Below are 17,324 nucleotides of genomic sequence, written 5' to 3'. Positions count from 1 at the left end.
CAATCATGCGAAGTGCCGCCTGGCGTATCTCGCTCTGGGCTACACTCGCGTTCGCAATTGGAACCATGCTGGTATTCGCGATGCTCCACCGGTTCGTCGCCAATGACATTCAACGGCGAAGCGATGCATGGCTGTCTGGCGAAGTTTGGGTCCTTGGTGATGTGGCCCAAAGAACTCCGAAGGACCGTCTGTACCGCCGCGTTGTTGGCGAGGTCGCGGAGTTAGCGAGCCGGGAAGTCCCAAATCGTCAACGTTCAACCGGCAACGAAAACGACTCCGTTTTCTTCCTCCAGGCGGGGGACGACGGACCAGCCAAACTCTGGGTCGGTTCAGGAGACGGGTCCGCCAATCTTGCAGCAATTCGCTCTACGAAGGCCTTGGTCGATGTTCCTTACGATGTTCATGTAAAGGGATTCAACGTTCCATTTCGAGTAGCCGCAGTTCGGATTGCGGATGGCAGCCACATCTATCTCGGACTCTCAGAGAGGGATGAACTGCGAGTATTGCGAAGTTTGAGGGTTCGCTTTCTTACGCTCTGGCTCGCTATTGTGCTGCTGGGTTTTGTGATCGTGTTTTATGCAACACGGAGGATGCTGGGGCACGTCCGTGAGATTACGGAAGCGGCATCGCGCATTGGCCAATCGGACCTGAGTAGCCGCGTTCCCAACAGCAGAGGAAACGACGAAGTCGGGCATTTAGCTCGCACGCTGAATCATATGCTCGACAGGATAGAGAACACCGTTCATCAGTTGCACACCATTACGGATTCTCTAGCTCATGACCTGAGGAGCCCTCTTACCGCGATCCGAGGCAAGTTGGAGACGGCCTTGTCCAACGATGGGAGAGCCGATCAAGCCGAACCGATTGTTTCGGCTATCGACGAACTCGACTGGCTCACCGATTTTCTCAACACGTCGCTTGATGTGGCTGAAGCGAAGGCGGATGCCCTCAGGCTGTCGCGCACCGAGATCGACCTGGATGAGCTTGTGAAAGGGATGCTTGACCTTTACGAGCCTTGCATGAGCGACAAGGGGCTCAGCGTCCAGATTCGCAGTGCGGGATCGGTCAAGGTGCTCGCGGACCCAGCACTTCTTCATCGTGTCATCGCCAACATGCTAGACAACGAACTCAAACACCTGCCCGCATCTTGCAGTGTCTACCTGTTGCTCGAGGCCGACGAAGATATGGCGATGTTGACCGTAGAGGATGATGGTCCTGGGTTTGATGTCGACGTGCGTCGCCAGCTCTTCGAGCGAAGGGTTAGAGGTCGGGAGTCACGCGGACACGGACTCGGTCTTGCTTTCGTCGAGGCCGTCGTCCGTGTTCACGGAGGTAGCGTCACGGCGACCAATCGTGCCGAAGGTGGGGCTCGACTCTCCATCACGCTCCCGTTGTGGAAGGCCGCGCCTGAAGCGGAATCACATACCCTCGCTCTGACGAAGGGATAGTTCCATGACGCTGTGGTGCAACGTGGGAACTGCCGCGAAGCCATCTTCCTAGCCGATAAGGAACTCTCGATCGATGGGAATTTGCAGGGAATTGGCCAGGGTATTCGTTTCCGCCGCCATGCCGATGACCGCCAGGAACTCAGCATACTGCTGGTCGGAGAGGCCCTTGGTGCGTGCCGCGGCTGTGTGCGAATGGACGCAGTAGCTGCAGCTGTTCGCCGTGGATACCGCTATATAGACCAGCTCTTTTGTGAGCGGATCGAGCTCTCCGGGTTCCATCATCACCTGCTTGATACTCGCCCACGTTCGCTCAAGAAGGGCAGGCTGGTTCGCGAGAGCACGCCAGAAATTGTTCACGAAATCCGACTTGCGCGTGGCGCGTATATCGTCGAATACGGCTTTGACCGCGGGGACGGAGGCTACCTCCTCGTCGGTCAAGAGCTTTACTGTGGCCATCTGATACTCCTCCAATTGCAATCATAGAGTGACGACGATCTTACCGATCTGGGCGTTCGACTCCATGTAGCGGTGGGCCTCGACGATCTCAGCGAAAGGAAATGTCTTAGCGATAAGAGGTTTGAAGGCACCTGAAGCAAGATGGTCGAAGATGTATTGCTTTGCCTTGGGGAATACTGGATCGGGTGTGACCTCAAAGAGCGTGTAGCCACGGATGGTAAGACCTTTAGCGAGTGCTGTGAAAAGAGGGTAGGGAGTGGGTTCGGGCGCCAGGGCTCCGTATTCGAAGATGATGCCCTGGTGGGCCGCTGCGGCGGCGAGCGGTTCGAGGATCTTGCCACCGATGGGATCGAAGACGATGCGTGCGCCTTTGCCTGAGGTGATCTCATGAATGCGGGCTACCAGATCTTCCTCGTCGGTGACGATGACATGATCTGCCCCTTGCTTGAGGAGCTCGGCTTTCTTGGCGGCTGTGCGCGTGACGGCGATGCTGATGGCGCCCTCGACCTTGACCATCTCAATAGCAGCTATGCCTACGCTGCTGCTGGCTGCGGTGATGACGACAAAGTCCCCTTTTACTATTTGGCCAAGCCAGATGAGTGCACCGTATGCGGTGAGGTACTGCATCCAGATGGATGCTCCTTGTTCGTACGAGAGCGTTGAGGGATATTCGGCGGTCCCATGCAGAGGGACGACCGCGACTTCGCCATAGACTCCGTGGCTGTTGAGTTTGAAAATTCCAGGAACAGTGCTGACGGTCTTCCCGATCCAACTGGAATCGACCCCTGGGCCTGTGGCTTCGATTACGCCAGCGGCTTCGTAGCCGTTTTTTGACGGATGGACAGGCGTCTCGAGGTATTGGCCGTTACGAAACATGACCTCGGCGCGGTTCAGTCCGAGAGCTTTGACGCGGAGACGAACCTCGCCCGGGCCAGGCTCAGGGAGCGGGAGTTCGTCAAACTGAAGGACTTCGGCGGGCCCAGTCTTATGGAAGCGAACGATCTTTACGGTGTCGGACATGTCTACCCTCAACTACAGATATTTCACTTAGATGATCATGAAAGGATAAGGACGCAACTGCTTCGTAGAGCCGATCTGTACCTTAGGCCTCAGGCGTAAGCAACCCAGCCCCGAAACGCGAAACCCGCATAGAACTGACTGACGCCGGAGAACCCTGCATCGCGCAGCATGCCTTCGTCCTGCTCAGGCGTGAAGATGTTCAGATGCTTGTCGATGGCAGCGCTCGCGCTTTTCGCCTTCTCAAGGTCTATTCCAGAGGCTGCAGCAAATGCCGCATACCTGGATAACCACAGTGCCCGTTCGTCTCCTGCCTGAGGAAAGCTGAGGTGCGCAACGACGAAGGGCGCGCCGGGCTTGAGACGGCGGCGCACCTCGGCTATCGTGCGGCGCCGTTCCTCCGCGCCAATAAAGTGCAGCGTCAACAGGCAGGCGGCTCCATCAAACGGCCCTTCTGAGGCTGCGTCGATATAGCCTTGCTGCAGTTTGACGCGCTCGCTGAGAGGCCCCAACATCTGTTCCGCCAAGGTAAGCATCTCGGCGGACGGATCTACTCCTTCGAAGCGCCATTTTGGATGAGCCTGTGCGAACGCTTTCAGTTCCAGTCCTCCACCCGCTCCGAGAACCAATATGCTTGCCTCTTCGGGCGCATGCTCCTCGAGGAGAAGAGTTGCCATCCGTTGTAAATCAGCAAAGCCAGGCACCACACGCGGTGGATTTTCCGCGTACCGGGCGACCGCTTCAGCACTTGAGAATGGGTTGGATGGATCATTCATCCTTCCATGATACGAAGGAGGCTGGTTCTCAACAGGTTTGCAATTTCTTTTGTTCCGTTCGCTGCTCGCGTGCGAGTTTGCGAATCAGGTTCCTATTCGTGTCGTAGAACAATCATAAGATCTCCCCCTTGTGGCCCGATGTGCAGGGATGAAGGTGGCAACTGCGGGCGTTCGCCAGTAGAACTCCGATTCAATGCCGGACACGGGGGGGCCAGACTTCTTTCTCCGCTTCGAGCATCAATCCGTATCTTTGAGGTAAGAGGAGATTTGCCCACCCACCCAGAGGCGTTTCAGCGGAATTGGGGCATTGGACGGAGATTTACAGCTGTAGTCCCTGGCTGACACTCTCCCTTCTATCTCCTCGTCTTCCGTTTCAGTTATCCTTGGTTTGATCAAGGACAACATACGGCACAGTGGATGGTTTTGCTATCCAGAAAGGACTCAACATGGCAGCAGTAATACAGTACCGATGTGAGATTTGCGGCACCGAGAGCTCGAACCCGATCCACTGGTTCATGATTCAGTGCAATGCGGAGGAATTGAAGGTCCTCAAGTGGAATACCGAAGCAGCATCGTCCTACGGCGCGCGCCACTACTGCGGCGAAGCCCACGCAGGCATCTATATTAGCCGGTGGCTCGAGGCCTCGTGCACACCCTCAATCCCTGACTTCAATCGGGCTTCGTCCAGCCTGTAGACCGTAGAGGGCAACGATGAGCGCCCACGTCTCAGATGCGAGACGTGGGGCACCCGCATCCGGGACGTGATTCATCGATTCAGAAATAGAGCTTACCCTCAAGTTGAATCTGTCTTGGCGTGTTGACCTGCGACGAAACGGGAGACCCGCCGATCCACCCGAAGTACGTGTCCGTTGGAGTCGTGTCCACGTTGCCAAACTGCGGATGGTTGAACGCATTGAATGCGTCTATGCGTAGTTGCAGCCGCAGAGCATCGTGGATTGGAAAGTTCTTCCGCAAACCAATATTCCAATTGTTCAAATAAGGGTTCCGCACCGATCCGAAGGTTGTCGGGTTGTCGCTGATCCAAGTGTTGAAATCGTTGTAGACTCCATTCTTCGATAGGTCCGAAGACGACGTCGGCGACCAGTTTGCACCAGGCAGTCCCTGGGCTCCGGTCCAGACCGGATACGCGGCCAACTGCTGCACGGTGGTACTCCGATTCGGAAATGCCTTGAACTTAGATGTGTTGAACCATTGAGTCTTGCTCTTGGTGATACCAGCCGCGGGATCTCCGCCCTCGAAGAAAGCGGTATTGGTGGGCAGTGTAAGCGGCGTTCCGGAGTAGAAGTTGTAGATCGCCGAGATCTCCCAGCCGCCAATGATCTCATCCACGATGCGATCGACATGTCTCCCAATCAGCTTGCCCTGGCCGAACGGGAGGATATACGTGGGGCTCGCGACAAACTGGAACTTCCGATCATTTGGACTTATTACTCTGTGCAGGGTCTGTGAATAGACAGACGGGGTGAAGTAGCCGGTACTGTCCATTTGCTTACCCCAGGAGAAGTTTGAGGAGATGCCGAAACCGTCCTTGAAGTGGCGCTCGACACGGGCCTGCAAGGCATAGTGTATGGACGTGCCTGTGTAAAGATTTTCCGTCATCCCATTGACCAGGGGATTGGGACGAGCCAGTTGGTAGGCCGTTACGGTGGTGTTGGTTTTTAGAGATGTCGTGATGTACGGCGCGCCCTTGAAGGGATTTGTAACCTGCACATTGCCGGGTAGGGTATCGACTGGCCGTCCCGTGGCATCGAACTGCGGATCGAACGCCGCATGCCAGGCCGCGAGATCTGGATTGTCGATCTGATAGCCGACCACGAGACCAGACGTGCGTTCGAAGACGCCACCTATCTCAAACAGATAGTCCCGAACCTGCTGCTGCAGACGGAGACTGACGTCGTCGGTGTACTGCCGCTTTACGTCGGAGGTGTAGAAGCTCGACACTGACCCTATGCTCGTTAGTGCGCCGAGAGAGTTCCCGGTCGGAGTCACAAGACCATTGGGGAAGGGGTTATCGAGCGTTGAGGCAGAGGTGTAGTAGTTATCGTTCGATGCGGTGTACGGCGTTGTCGCGCTGTATCCCAACTGGTTGGCGTGATTTGCTACGAAGTTCGCCTGGACGAAGCGACCTGCGCCTCCACGTAAGACTGAGTTCGGCGTGAACTGGTAGGCAAAGCCAACCCTTGGCTGAAAGTACTTGTATTGCAGATCTGTGAGCGAACGCTTTGTGCCATTGAGCCCAGCGTACTCAATAGCGCCGAGAGCCTGGAAGCCCGAAGCGCTGCCTCGATATTTCTGCAGAAGTGCGATGCCAGGATTCGTGGCAGATCCGCCGAGCAGGTTTGCGTAGAGCGGCTGGGCGTAGTTCGTCACAGGCGCGATGTTTGCGTTGGGATCAAAGCGGGCAAAGTAACGATCGTGCCGCTCGGTAAGGCTCAACTGGATGTCCCAACGAAGTCCCAGATCGAGTGTAAGCTTCGGTGTTACGCGCCAGTCATCCTGCACGTAGGCTCCGGTGAAGGGCTGAGTCCAGAAGGCAGTCGCGTTCGTGGAGATCGATCCTGAACTCGGCAAGCCGAGCAGGAAGGATGGGTTCACTGCATCCGCGCCGGCTGGAGCCGCGTCGTTGGGGTTGGGAGAGGTCCAGGCATCGCTGAAATTCATCGCACCAGTCTCGCCGGCCAGGTTGCCCGTGGCCTCCTGCTGGAGCAGATACTCTGCACCGTAGCGCAGCGTATGCGGACCCACGATGTGAGTTACGAATCCATGGCCCTCCCACTCATAGTCGTTCTCATATAGCGGGCCGACCGTGTCCCCTATGCTCAATCCAAGCGCGCCGGTGATGTTCGGAAGGCCCTTATGCGGTTGGCTGTCCGCGAAGTTCTGCGGGAGTCCATACTGCGTAGGATCAAGTGTCGCCCCATGTGAGCCATCAGTTGTCTTGAAGGCGGTGCCGTTTAGATTGATGGAGACGATAACCTTCGGGTTCACGACCCAGGAGTGGTCCAGCGTGAGACCGTAGTTGTCGCGGTTCAGATCCTCGGCAACCAGAATGTTGCCGGGCCCAAAGGGATCGCCCGTATGCTCCCTGAGTTGGTTGCGACGCCACTCGACGTAGCTGTGATGGTTGTTGTTCCACGTCTGGTCGACGCGCGCCGACCAACTGTAGAAACGATCCACCTTCGGGTCGTTTTCCAAGTAGTCGTTGGCATCGGTGCCAGCTGCCGTATGTGGAACGTTGGGCAGCGGCATCAGAGACAGAATCGCTTTCGCCGTAGGGCTGATGCGACTCTGCGGAACCATCGCGTTTGCAAAGGGCTGACGATTGCCCGTCGCAGTGTTGATCGTCAACGGATCGTAGATCGTGATCGGGTAGGATACGCCATTCACCACCTCGAAGGAACTGCTGAAGTCGCCGTTGCGCTCCGCCTGGGTTGGGATGCTGAGGAAGCCTGTCCCGGCCGGCGAAGTATTGCGAATCCCATCGTAGGAAAAGAAGAAGAATGTCCCGCGCTTGCGACCGTCATAGATCTTAGGAATTAAGACCGGACCGCCGACCGTGCCACCATATTCATTGAAGTGGATCGTAGGCGTAGGCTGGCCGGTCGCTCGGTACTGCACGTAGTCGGCATTCAGGAAGTTGTTCTGGTTGCGCTCATACAGGACTCCATGAAACGCGTCTGTTCCCGACTTCAGTGACAGATTCACTGTGCCTGCTGCGGTACGCCCAATGGATGCGTCGTAGGCATTCGTCGTGACTCGGACTTCGGCGACAGAGTCCATTGGAGGGATATAGGCGATCTGGCCACTTGAGACGATAGAGTTCGTCGCGCCATCGACGACATAGTTCACGGCGTTCGTGCCCGAACCGGAGGCGTTCACCGTGACCGCAGACTCCGAGTTGGTCGACCACAGATAAGCCGCTCCGCCGGACGGGGGAGACTGGAAGACGCCTGGCGCCAGCGCTATGAGCTCCGTCGGCGAGTTGGTGGAGGAGGGCAGCTCTTCGAGTTGCGCGGTCGTCAGCACGGTGCCGGAGACCGCGGCGGTGGTGTCGATCAGTGGCGTCTCCGCCCGCACCACCACCTGCTCGGTCACGCTGCCAATCTTCATCTGCACATCGACAGACTTTACGTCTTCGATCTGGAGGTCAATCGCGGAATGCTCGACTGTTGCGAATCCCTGCGCGAGCACGGAGAAGCGATAGTGTCCGGCGACCAGGGAGTTTACCTGCCACAGGCCAGCATCATTCGTCCTGGCGTGGGTCTCTACCCCTGTCTCCTCCGAGACCACTGTCACGTCTGCGCCGGTAATTACATGCTGGTTCGGATCGGTAACCCTCCCACCCAACGTTCCAGTGGTGCCCTGTGACCATGCCGGGCAGCAACTGCCCATTACGAGGCAGACGATACCGAGTAAAAGAACCAGGACTCCATAGGCACGTCGAGGCGTTCGGCGACTGACACCTTCTGTCAGCCGCGCATCATTCTGCGATCCCATATTTCGAACCTCCGATTTACTGCAGCCGTCAAACGTCTGTTTCTCCCAATGCGCTTTCCGCGCTATAGAGGAAAGCGCATTGGCCTGGTCGCAGCGAGTCTGCGACAACTTGCTTTGCGCGGCACGTTTGTGTCTATTTTTCGAACCATCCATTCCTATGGGCGCATGGTCCCCTGTGTCACGGTTGGACACGGTTTCTTACGGTAAGGAATTTGGATTATTCTCTGATTTATCAATAAGATGCGATGGTCTCTCCGGGTGTATTCCCGAAGCGGAAATGATGCCTCGTTGCCGTCTAAAGTGAATAGGGCGTACACTTCGGCTGTTAATGAGTACGCTTCTCAATCAGGAGATCGAGCCTTCGGTCGATTTATCCGGCGTCAATCCGGACGCGGTAAGGGCGGAGCTTCGACGAATCATCACCAGTCGGCACTTTCGCTCCAGTAAGCGGAGCCGACAGTTTATTGAGTATGTTGTCGAACAGAAACTGCTGGGCAACGATTCCTTCATCAAGGAACGCCTGATCGGAATTGAAGTCTTCGGACGGAAGAATAACTACTCGACTGGGGATGATCCGGTTGTTCGGGTACAGGCAGGCGAGGTCCGCCGCCGCCTGGAGCTATACCAGGCCGAATCACAGAATGTGGATGGTGTTTGGATTGACCTTTCCACGGGTAGCTATGTGCCGGTATTTCGCAGTCGGCAGGCTGCAGCAACCGTGGAAGCACCGACTGCCGGCTCGCTGATGTCACAGGATAGCTCTACGTCGGCCGCCCACATTCTCGCAACTGTACCCGTGGACAGCACACTTCCACTCCACCCCATATCCTCTCGCCAGATGTTGTTCCTCCCCGGGACGGAGGTGTCGGAGAGGTCTCTGCTATCCGCCAGAATGGTCGCTTTCAGTCTGCTTTTGCTGGTGATCGGTGGCGCTATAGGGTATTTGATCCGAACCCCAGAGCATGTGACCGCAGCGGTGTCCAAATTTTGGGGCCCAGTTCTTTCGAGCCAGAAATCGATTGTCATCAGCCTGGGTAGACCGTTCGTTTATGCACCTTCCGCGCGATTGTTCGAAGAGTACGCGAAGAACCACCCCGGAGCTTTTGCGAAGGGAGTTGATCGACATAACCAATTTTTGCCCCTTGATGGAAGCACGCCCTTGCAGTGGTCAGATTTAGTCCCTGTGGGCAATTCCGGCCCGGCGATCGGCGGCGTGCGCGCCGGGATGACCTTGACGTCGTTCCTCGGCAGGTTTGGGAAGCCCGTGAATGTGCGATTCGGAGATGAGGGCTCTTTCCTCGAATCGCGCGACTCACCTGCGATCATCGTGGGAGCCATTAATAACCACTGGACCACCGATCTGGATAAGGACTTCCATTTCGGCATTCACGACAACAATTCGTATCAGTACATACAAGAGATGGGTACAGGTCGCATATGGCGAACCGAGTATTCTGACCGTGGAACGAAAGACTATGCGCTGATTACTCGTGAACCCACAGGGTCCACCGGTCAGTTTCTACTAAAAGTAGCAGGGCTGGAAGATGGCGGAACAGAGGCAGCGTGCGAGCTCGTCACCAATCCGGAGATGCTGCAAAGCGTGGTTCGTGGGCTACCTCCACATTGGGAGACGAAGAACCTGCAGATACTTATTGCGACAGATGTCATCGGCCGGAAGGCTGGACCACCGCAAGTCGTTGCTGTCCATGTCTGGTAGATCTCCGATCTGATGCAGGACGTGGAGAGTTGTTCAACGCCTGAGATTGTGTCACGACGGGTGGCCCACGTCTCAGAATCAAGATATAGGCCACGCGTCCAACGCATCTTCCGCATCTCTATCCGCTGCATCTTCCATCTATCGGAAGATGGCCTTGTTAGACCTGAGCGAAGCCGCCATCCACAAAGAACTCTGCTCCTGTGATGAAGCTGGCATCATCGCTGGCCAGGAACACAACTGCGCTGGCGATCTCTTCCGGTCTCCCCATACGTCCGAGCGGGGCACTATTCGAGATGAGTTCACGGCGTGCCTGCCCTTGCTCGCCGCTTGTCAACAGCGCTTCCATGCCTTCTGTATTGATTGGGCCTGGGCTGACCACGTTGACCCGGATCTTTCGTTGTTTCAAATCGGTGGTCCAGGTGCGCGCAAAGGAGCGTACCGCGGCCTTGGTGGCTGCATAGACGCTGTTGGCGGGAAGACCCTTGCTGCCAACTACCGAACCGTTCAGGATGATGCTGCTTCCATCCGGCATCAATGGCAGAGCCGTCTGTACGCTGAAGAGGACACCTTTCACGTTCGTTCCGAAGATCCTCTCATACTGGGCTTCGTCGATTTGTCCGAAGACTCCGTATTCTGCGATTCCGGCATTAGCAAATACTATGTCTACTCGACCGTGGTCGGATCGAATCCGGTCGTAGAGTGCCTGAATGTCCTCTTGTTTGGCAGTATCTCCAGCAACCGGGATGCATCCCTGGCCGATTTTGGCAGCTGCCGCTTCGAGTGCTTCCTTTCGTCTGCCGGTGATATAGACCGTAGCGCCCTCCTTCACAAAAGCCTTCGCGGTTGCGAAGCCGATACCACTGCTGCCACCGGTTACGACAGCGATTTTTCCGTTGAGTCTTTGCATCGAATATCTCCTTGTGTACGCGTGAATTCGGGGTGAGTTTTCACCTCGAATATTTAGATTGCAACTGCAATCTAATTTACTTTGATGGCGCTCGCAACTAAAATTATGCAAAGATTTGAGGAATTTAAAAGATGCGAGTTTCTAAAGAGCAGGCTGAAACAAATCGAACCTCGCTCCTGCATGCCGCCAGCCGTCTGTTCCGAGAGAAGGGCATTGATGGTGTTGGAGTGGCCGAAGTCGCGAAGGAGGCTGGACTGACTCACGGTGCGCTCTACGCGCATTTCCCCTCAAAGGACGCGCTTGCGGCAGAGGCCTTTTCTGATGGAATCGCCCATCGCCTGGTAGCGATGCGAGGCCGGAAGTGGGCATTTGAGAAGTATCTCGATGCGATGTTCTCAACGGAGCATCGCGACAATCTGGCAGATGGGTGTCCGATGACGGCATCCGCGAGTGAGATTGCACGGCAGGGAACTGCAGTCGCTGAGAGCTTCGCGCAGGCGTTTGAGGAGACCGCGGCGGTTCTCGAAGGGGCGATTACGGGTGAGATGCCAGCCTCTCAAAAACGACATCTCGCCATTTCGGCTTTAGCCGCGCAGATCGGCGCAATAGCTGTGGCACGGGCGGTTGCCAAGGTTGACGCCTCGCTCTCAAAAGAGGTGCTTCAGGCCGTCCGCGAGACGGTAACGTCTACCCTTCCAGGCAACGGACATAAAGCCAGAAGATCGCGTCGCCCACATCCCACAAGGCCACGGGGTACTTCCAGCTAACGGCTATGAACTAACTGCGTGATGTTGACAACGGTGGAGGCGTAACGACAAAGACTCTTCGCTGAAGTATTCGGACCGCTTATGCGCGAGCTCGATGCTGTCCAGGTCTACTGCTCGCATTCAGAGATTTGGGCTGTAAATTCCTTCGTGAACCAAAGCTTATAGGCAAGCCACAATATTGTCGCCGCCGTAGCTGCAGGCGAGATATAAAGGTAGGCGTATGGGCAAGGGGCATTCCAGCCCATTGGGAAACCAGGCCAAGGACGGTTCAATATGCGTGAAGAGTTAGAGAAGAACGGTGAGGAGCTGGTGCGTGAAGATTCCGCTGCGCTGGACCGCAGGAGTTTTCTGAGGCTTGGAACTGCGGCGGCGGCAGTCTCGGCACTCGATCAGAATCGAGCCTATGGCCAGACGAGCAGCGTTCCGCGCGAGAACTGGAGTGGCACCTATCACTTCCACACTGACCATGTGTTTCAGCCGCAGGATGTCGCAGCCGTTGTGGAGGAGGTCCGATCGACTGCAAAGCTGCGTGCTCTCGGCACCCGGCACTCGTTCAACGGGATTGCGGATTCCAGTTCGGCGCAGATTTCCATGCTGGGTCTGAAGAACGTGGACGTCAATGCCGGCGATCATACGGTGCGCGCAGGCGCGGGAGTTCGGCTGGGTGACCTGGCCATCGAGATCGATAAACAAGGCTGGGCCTTGCACAATCTTCCCTCGCTGCCGCACATCTCGCTCGCCGGATGTATTTCGACCGGAACGCATGGTTCAGGCATTCATAACGGAAACATGTCCACGGCTGTGCGCGAGATTGAATTCGTTGGGGCAGATGGAAAGCTGCACAAGCTATCTCGTGCGCACGATCCTGCAACGTTTCCGGGTGCGGTGGTGGCGCTGGGAGCCCTCGGCGTAATCACCAACCTTACGGTGGATGTGCAGCCTCGATTTGAAGTAGCGCAAGTCGTCTATGAGAATCTTTCTTTCGATAAGCTCGAATCGCATCTGGCCGAGATCATGGGAGCAGCGTACAGCGTCTCGCTCTTCACCCACTGGCAGGACAACAAGGCCACGCAGGTATGGCTGAAGCATCGGGTAACTGAGGGCGCAAAACCTCCCATGCCTACTACTTTTTATGGAGCTACGCTCGCGGATAAAAAGCTGCATCCTGTCGGCAGAGAAGCGGATGCGACTCCCTGCACCGAGCAGGGCGGCACGCCCGGCCCATGGTATGAACGTCTGCCTCACTTCAATCTGGCTTTTACGCCCTCCGTTGGACACGAGATCCAGACCGAATATTTCGTTCCACTCGAAAAGGGCTATGAGGCAATCCGCGCGGTGGAGACACTGCGCGACCGCATCACGCCGCATCTGTTGGTTACGGAGCTTCGCACCATTGCCGCGGACGATCTATGGCTGAGCATGGCCTACGAGCGTCCTTCGCTGGCGATTCATTTCACCTGGAAGCCTGAAGAGGCTGCTGTTCACGAACTGATTCCACTGATTGAAGCCAAGCTGGCGCCGTTTGAGCCAAGGCCACACTGGGCCAAAGTCTTTTCGATTCCGAAAGAACAGCTCGAACGGAGCTATGTGCGTTCAAAGCAGTTCCGGAGTCTGGTTGAAACCTATGATCCCGCAGGGAAGTTTACGAATGAATTTCTGCGCCAAGTGATTCTTTGAGTTGCTGGCGGAGACTTGTTGTCTCTATCGACGAATGCCGCGCGTGAGGCGCTCCCAATTGGCATGCGCGATCTTCTCCTTGTCGTCATGGCTTACGGGTAGTTGCTCTATGAAATTTCTCGGTCCTCCGCCAGGCCGATATTGATAGGGGTAGTCGGTTGAGAAGAGAATACGGTCGATGCCGACGACTCCTAAGGCATGTTGATAATTAGACTGACTGAACATGCCACTTGGCGTTACGTAGAGGTTCTCGCGCATCGTATCGACGACGGACCGTTGGAGCTTGGTCACGCGAGAGAATGCTTTCAGACGCTCTGCGTAGAAAAGCACAACTTCGCCCCAATGGCCAAGAATGATCTGAAGATCCGGGAACCGATCAAAGACGCCCGCGAGGGCAAGTCGAAGAAACTGGATCCCACAATCGTAGTGCCACCCGAGACCGAACGTCGCAAATGCCAGGTCCACCTGCGGGTCGAAGCCGGAGTAGTAGGCCTCCCGTACTGCGCGAGGCGGCGTCTGAGGATGGATGAACAGTGGAATATGCAGGTGAGAAGCCATCTCGAAGATCGGCCAAAAATCGGGATGATCGAGATTTTTCTCCATGGTTCGACCAAAGAGCATTACCCCTTTCAGCCCTAGATCGCGAACAGACCTCTCCAACTCCCTCACTGCCTCTTTAGGGGCCGTGGTAGGGATTGTGGCGAAACCGTCGAATCGGTCTGGGTGGCGCGCGATCGTTGCAGCGATAAGGTCGTTTGTACGGCGTGCGAGGGCGATGCCCTCGGCGGGTGCGAGATTGTGCAATCCTGGGCTGGTCAGGGACAAGACCTGTACATCGATCCCACTTTCATCCATTCTCTCCAGGCGTTCATTGCTCAACTCTTCCAACCTGTCTTGCATTTCTCCGAGGTGGAGCGATGCACTTGCGTCTTGATCTGCGCCGGCCGCCACTGCCCAGGATGCTCGGACATCCGGAGAAAGAAAGTGCTCTTCGATTCCAATAATCTTCATGAAACTCCAAAAAAAGTAAGTGCGTTCGTTGTATTCATCTGCACATAATCCTCATAATGAGGATTCTCACTAGTTGACACTGGAGATCATGAGCGCGTCAAAGGCAGCCGACCAGGCCGAAGCATTGTGCAACGTCCATTGGTATATGCGACGGCGTGTAGACGCTGCGATCTCCGCCGAAGGGCTCTCACTGACACGCGCAGAGCGCCACGATTGCTGGCCTGCCCTATACAGCATTGCGCGATGCCATCCTTGCCCACCCGACCTTGATGGAAGGACTAATGGTGCTGTTCTCTCTGCGCCGGTTATCGTAGATCATCACTGACTTGGATTGCTAGACAATAGATCGTGAAAGGAACAGAGATGAAGGCATACCTCGTAGAGAAAGCTGATGGCCCGTTTCGTGAGGTGGAGATGGCGAAGCCGCAACCGTCCTACGATCAGGTGCTGATCAAGGTCCACGCATGTGGGGTCAACCCGTTGGACATCAAGATCCGTGCCGAAAAAGCCGCACATGCCAAACAGCCACTTCCACAGGTGCTGGGCTTGGATATGGCTGGCGTCGTCGAGGCTGTTGGTGCCGGCGTGACAGCCTTTCGTCCTGGCGATGAAGTCTACGGAATGGTGGGTGGCGTTGGAGGCCTGCAGGGAACGCTCGCAGAGTTCGTCGCAGCAGATGCGGCCCTGCTCGCGCATAAGCCAAAGGCACTCACGATGCGGCAGGCTGCGGCGCTTCCGCTGGTCACGATCACTGCCTGGGAAGGCCTGGTCGATAGAGCGAACGTCCGCGCGGGGCAGACCGTTTTGGTTCACGCTGGAGCTGGAGGCGTGGGATACGCAGCGATACAGATTGCGATTGCGTTCGGCGCAAAGGTCTTCGCAACCGTCTCCGATAACAAACGATCGATCGTAGAGGAACTGGGTGCAACCGCGATCGACAGGTACGCTGCAGTCGAAGACTATGTCACGCAATTCACTGGAGGGGACGGCTTCGATGTTGTCTACGATACGTTGGGTGGGCCAGTACTCGATGCATCGTTCGCGGCTGTCAAACGCTACACAGGACATGTAGTCAGTTGTCTAGGCTGGGGAGCACATTTGCTTGCACCGCTCTCCTTTCGTGGCGCTACGTACTCCGGGGTGTTCACACTCTACCCGTTACTGTCAGGGATGCAGCGTGCTCATCATGGGCACATTCTTAGGGAGGCGGCCAAGCTCGCGGAGCAGCATAAACTTAAGCCGCTGCTTACCCCTCAGCAGTTCGGCCCAGACAACATCGCAGCTGCATATGACCTGGTGGCGAAGGGAAGTACAGGCAAGGTGGTCGTAGAGCTATAAGCCCGACGCACAAGCCAACCTCTGTCCACGCAAGACATTATCCAATCAGCCCTGACATCCATGGGGATGCGTCTTACTCGATATCTGAGTACGGATACTTGAGCCCCAAATTGGCCAGGCGATAGTGCGAGAGTATTGAGCTCTTCGCACTATCGCCTGGAATTGCCGGTTATGTATTTGGATTACTCCGACGTTACCGAGAGAACAGTGGTATCGCCTTTAGGGATTTAGAAACGAATCACGTTAGCCCGTGATTCCCTTATTGACAACAATGGTAACGACCACTCGCCGGTTCTGGGCCTGTGCGCTGCGTGTGTGATCGCCTGAGACTGGGTTGGTGGTTCCCATCGCGGCAGGCGCCAAAATTCTCGTCATCGGAACAGAGCCCGACTGTTGAATGATGGCCAGCACTGCGTCGGCCCGTTCACTGCTCAACCTCTGATTCAATGTTGCTGAACCGACGGAAGAAGCGTAGCCCTGCACCTCGATCATGAACCCCGGGGTATTTGCAGCCGACTTCACGAAGTCGGTTAGCTGATCCCTGTCCTTCTTGCTGACCGTGGCTTTTCCATTGGCGAAGTTAACGGTTATGCTCCCCTTGTCCTCGTACTGGTCCAACGTGGTGAACCGCTGATTAGCCTGGCCGATGCCTTGCGTATTCGACGCTGTGACAGCGTTAGTCGATGCAAGCCCTTGCTTGGTCGTGTCGATATCCTGCGAGTTTTTCGCAGTGTCCTGCTGGTTTTGATCGATGTCCTTACGATCGCTCTTCAGCTGATCCTGTGCAGCTGCAACCTGCTGGTTTACAGGATTCAATCCCGCGTCAATCTGCCTTGCCGTGTTCATGGCAGTCCGCGAGAATGTGACCTTTTTTGCAATCAACTGATGATCGGTGTCATAGGAGCCTTCCACCTTCACAGCTAGACCGGGAACCAAGTCAACGATGCCGGGGTGCTTTCTGTCGAGACCAAGAAATCCGCCCTTTTCTGTCGCCTTCGTGCTGTCCGATAGAAGCACGGTGAGCTTAGGGCTGTCTCCGGTTCTGACCAACATCGTAGGACCGCTTCTTCCAACAACCAACCCTTCAACAGTCGCTTCCTGAGCACTTGCCGTAAGACCGAGCGACGTGACCATCGCCAAAGACATTGCCAAGCCACAGGTAGTTCTGAGCCGACGCTGAATATGCATGTATTTCTCCCTTTTCTTTAGCTAACTGGCCAGCGGCTTTAGACATCCACCATGGACGCCGTTCTCTCGCGACCGTACGCCCTGCCACAGCCCAATGTATGGGATGTATCAGGAACTTCAATCTTGGATGCATAAATGCCGAGACGGGAGGTTCAATCCTTGATTCCATAAATATCGAAAAGATGGGCAACCGGAGGCTAGCCTCGATCTATATTGTTAGCAAGAAAGGACTTGATTCGATTTTTGATATTTTGGACGTCCCCAGAAACTTGGCACGAGCTTATTTTTTTAAATCTCTCGATTGCTGAAACCGGATAAATCGCTCATCCAGTCGAAATAACCCCACAAATTTATCAGGATTACCCCAACACGAGCGATACACTCTGGAGCCAAATACGGGACTCCGCAGCGCTTTTTGTTCCACCTGTGAATGCCCGTGAGACGCCCCCAGAAAACGGTACTATCGGCAGCCATTTTTCTATACCTTGAGGAACCTTTGGATAC

14 protein-coding genes are annotated in these 17,324 nt (G+C 55.8%); 6 read left to right on the top strand and 8 right to left on the bottom strand.

Annotation, left to right across the window (positions count from 1 at the left end):
• The first annotated feature begins 5 nt into the window (after positions 1–5).
• Positions 6–1,448: an ATP-binding protein gene (locus GSQ91_RS19930; RefSeq protein ID WP_254064747.1), complete on the top strand. Its 1,443-nt coding sequence runs from the start codon at positions 6–8 to the stop codon at positions 1,446–1,448.
• 48 nt (positions 1,449–1,496) lie between these two features.
• Here the strand turns inward: GSQ91_RS19930 and GSQ91_RS19925 are convergent, their stop codons facing one another.
• The 3 genes from GSQ91_RS19925 to GSQ91_RS19915 form a co-directional block, all read right to left on the bottom strand.
• Positions 1,497–1,904, bottom strand: a complete 408-nt coding sequence (locus GSQ91_RS19925; RefSeq protein ID WP_158823504.1) for a carboxymuconolactone decarboxylase family protein — start codon at positions 1,902–1,904, stop codon at positions 1,497–1,499.
• Positions 1,905–1,925: 21 nt separating this feature from the next.
• Positions 1,926–2,924, bottom strand: coding sequence for a zinc-dependent alcohol dehydrogenase family protein (locus GSQ91_RS19920; protein ID WP_158823503.1), 999 nt, complete (start codon positions 2,922–2,924; stop codon positions 1,926–1,928).
• Between the two features lie 89 nt (positions 2,925–3,013).
• Positions 3,014–3,598, bottom strand: a complete 585-nt coding sequence (locus tag GSQ91_RS19915) for a class I SAM-dependent methyltransferase (protein ID WP_216845341.1) — start codon at positions 3,596–3,598, stop codon at positions 3,014–3,016.
• Between the two features lie 545 nt (positions 3,599–4,143).
• Between GSQ91_RS19915 and GSQ91_RS19910 the strand changes: the two genes are divergently transcribed.
• Positions 4,144–4,392 carry a hypothetical protein gene (locus GSQ91_RS19910; RefSeq protein WP_158823501.1) on the top strand — a complete coding sequence of 83 codons (249 nt, stop codon included), beginning with the start codon at positions 4,144–4,146 and terminating at the stop codon, positions 4,390–4,392.
• A 79-nt stretch (positions 4,393–4,471) separates the two neighbouring features.
• On the opposite strand, the gene GSQ91_RS19905 is transcribed toward GSQ91_RS19910, so the two are convergent.
• Positions 4,472–8,215, bottom strand: coding sequence for a carboxypeptidase regulatory-like domain-containing protein (locus GSQ91_RS19905; RefSeq protein WP_158823500.1), 3,744 nt, complete (start codon positions 8,213–8,215; stop codon positions 4,472–4,474).
• Positions 8,216–8,543: 328 nt separating this feature from the next.
• Here GSQ91_RS19905 and GSQ91_RS19900 point away from each other — a divergent pair, with 328 nt between their 5' ends.
• Entirely contained in the window at positions 8,544–9,932 is a 1,389-nt protein-coding gene (locus tag GSQ91_RS19900) for a hypothetical protein (protein ID WP_158823499.1), read from the top strand.
• Between the two features lie 157 nt (positions 9,933–10,089).
• Here the strand turns inward: GSQ91_RS19900 and GSQ91_RS19895 are convergent, their stop codons facing one another.
• A complete protein-coding gene (locus GSQ91_RS19895) occupies positions 10,090–10,839 on the bottom strand; it encodes a glucose 1-dehydrogenase (protein WP_158823498.1) in 750 nt (249 codons plus the stop codon).
• Positions 10,840–10,970: 131 nt separating this feature from the next.
• Between GSQ91_RS19895 and GSQ91_RS19890 the strand changes: the two genes are divergently transcribed.
• Complete coding sequence (locus GSQ91_RS19890; RefSeq protein WP_158823497.1) at positions 10,971–11,606, top strand: TetR/AcrR family transcriptional regulator; 636 nt, start codon at positions 10,971–10,973, stop codon at positions 11,604–11,606.
• Between the two features lie 273 nt (positions 11,607–11,879).
• The gene (locus tag GSQ91_RS19885) at positions 11,880–13,283 is read left to right on the top strand and encodes a D-arabinono-1,4-lactone oxidase (RefSeq protein ID WP_158823496.1); all 1,404 of its coding nucleotides are present in this window, start codon (positions 11,880–11,882) and stop codon (positions 13,281–13,283) included.
• A gap of 24 nt (positions 13,284–13,307) precedes the next feature.
• Here the strand turns inward: GSQ91_RS19885 and GSQ91_RS19880 are convergent, their stop codons facing one another.
• Positions 13,308–14,294: an amidohydrolase family protein gene (locus GSQ91_RS19880; RefSeq protein ID WP_158823495.1), complete on the bottom strand. Its 987-nt coding sequence runs from the start codon at positions 14,292–14,294 to the stop codon at positions 13,308–13,310.
• Between the two features lie 69 nt (positions 14,295–14,363).
• On the bottom strand, positions 14,364–14,531 hold the full coding sequence (locus GSQ91_RS19875; RefSeq protein ID WP_158823494.1) for a hypothetical protein: 168 nt from the start codon (positions 14,529–14,531) through the stop codon (positions 14,364–14,366).
• A gap of 126 nt (positions 14,532–14,657) precedes the next feature.
• Between GSQ91_RS19875 and GSQ91_RS19870 the strand changes: the two genes are divergently transcribed.
• On the top strand, positions 14,658–15,632 hold the full coding sequence (locus tag GSQ91_RS19870; protein ID WP_158823493.1) for a zinc-dependent alcohol dehydrogenase family protein: 975 nt from the start codon (positions 14,658–14,660) through the stop codon (positions 15,630–15,632).
• A gap of 243 nt (positions 15,633–15,875) precedes the next feature.
• On the opposite strand, the gene GSQ91_RS19865 is transcribed toward GSQ91_RS19870, so the two are convergent.
• Complete coding sequence (locus tag GSQ91_RS19865) at positions 15,876–16,820, bottom strand: OmpA family protein (RefSeq protein WP_158823492.1); 945 nt, start codon at positions 16,818–16,820, stop codon at positions 15,876–15,878.
• Between the last annotated feature and the right edge of the window lie 504 nt (positions 16,821–17,324).

This window comes from Granulicella sp. S156, from assembly GCF_009766105.1.
GTDB lineage: Bacteria > Acidobacteriota > Terriglobia > Terriglobales > Acidobacteriaceae > Granulicella.
The sequence above is the reverse complement of the archived record's forward strand: the minus strand, read 5'-3'. Positions and strand labels throughout refer to the sequence as shown.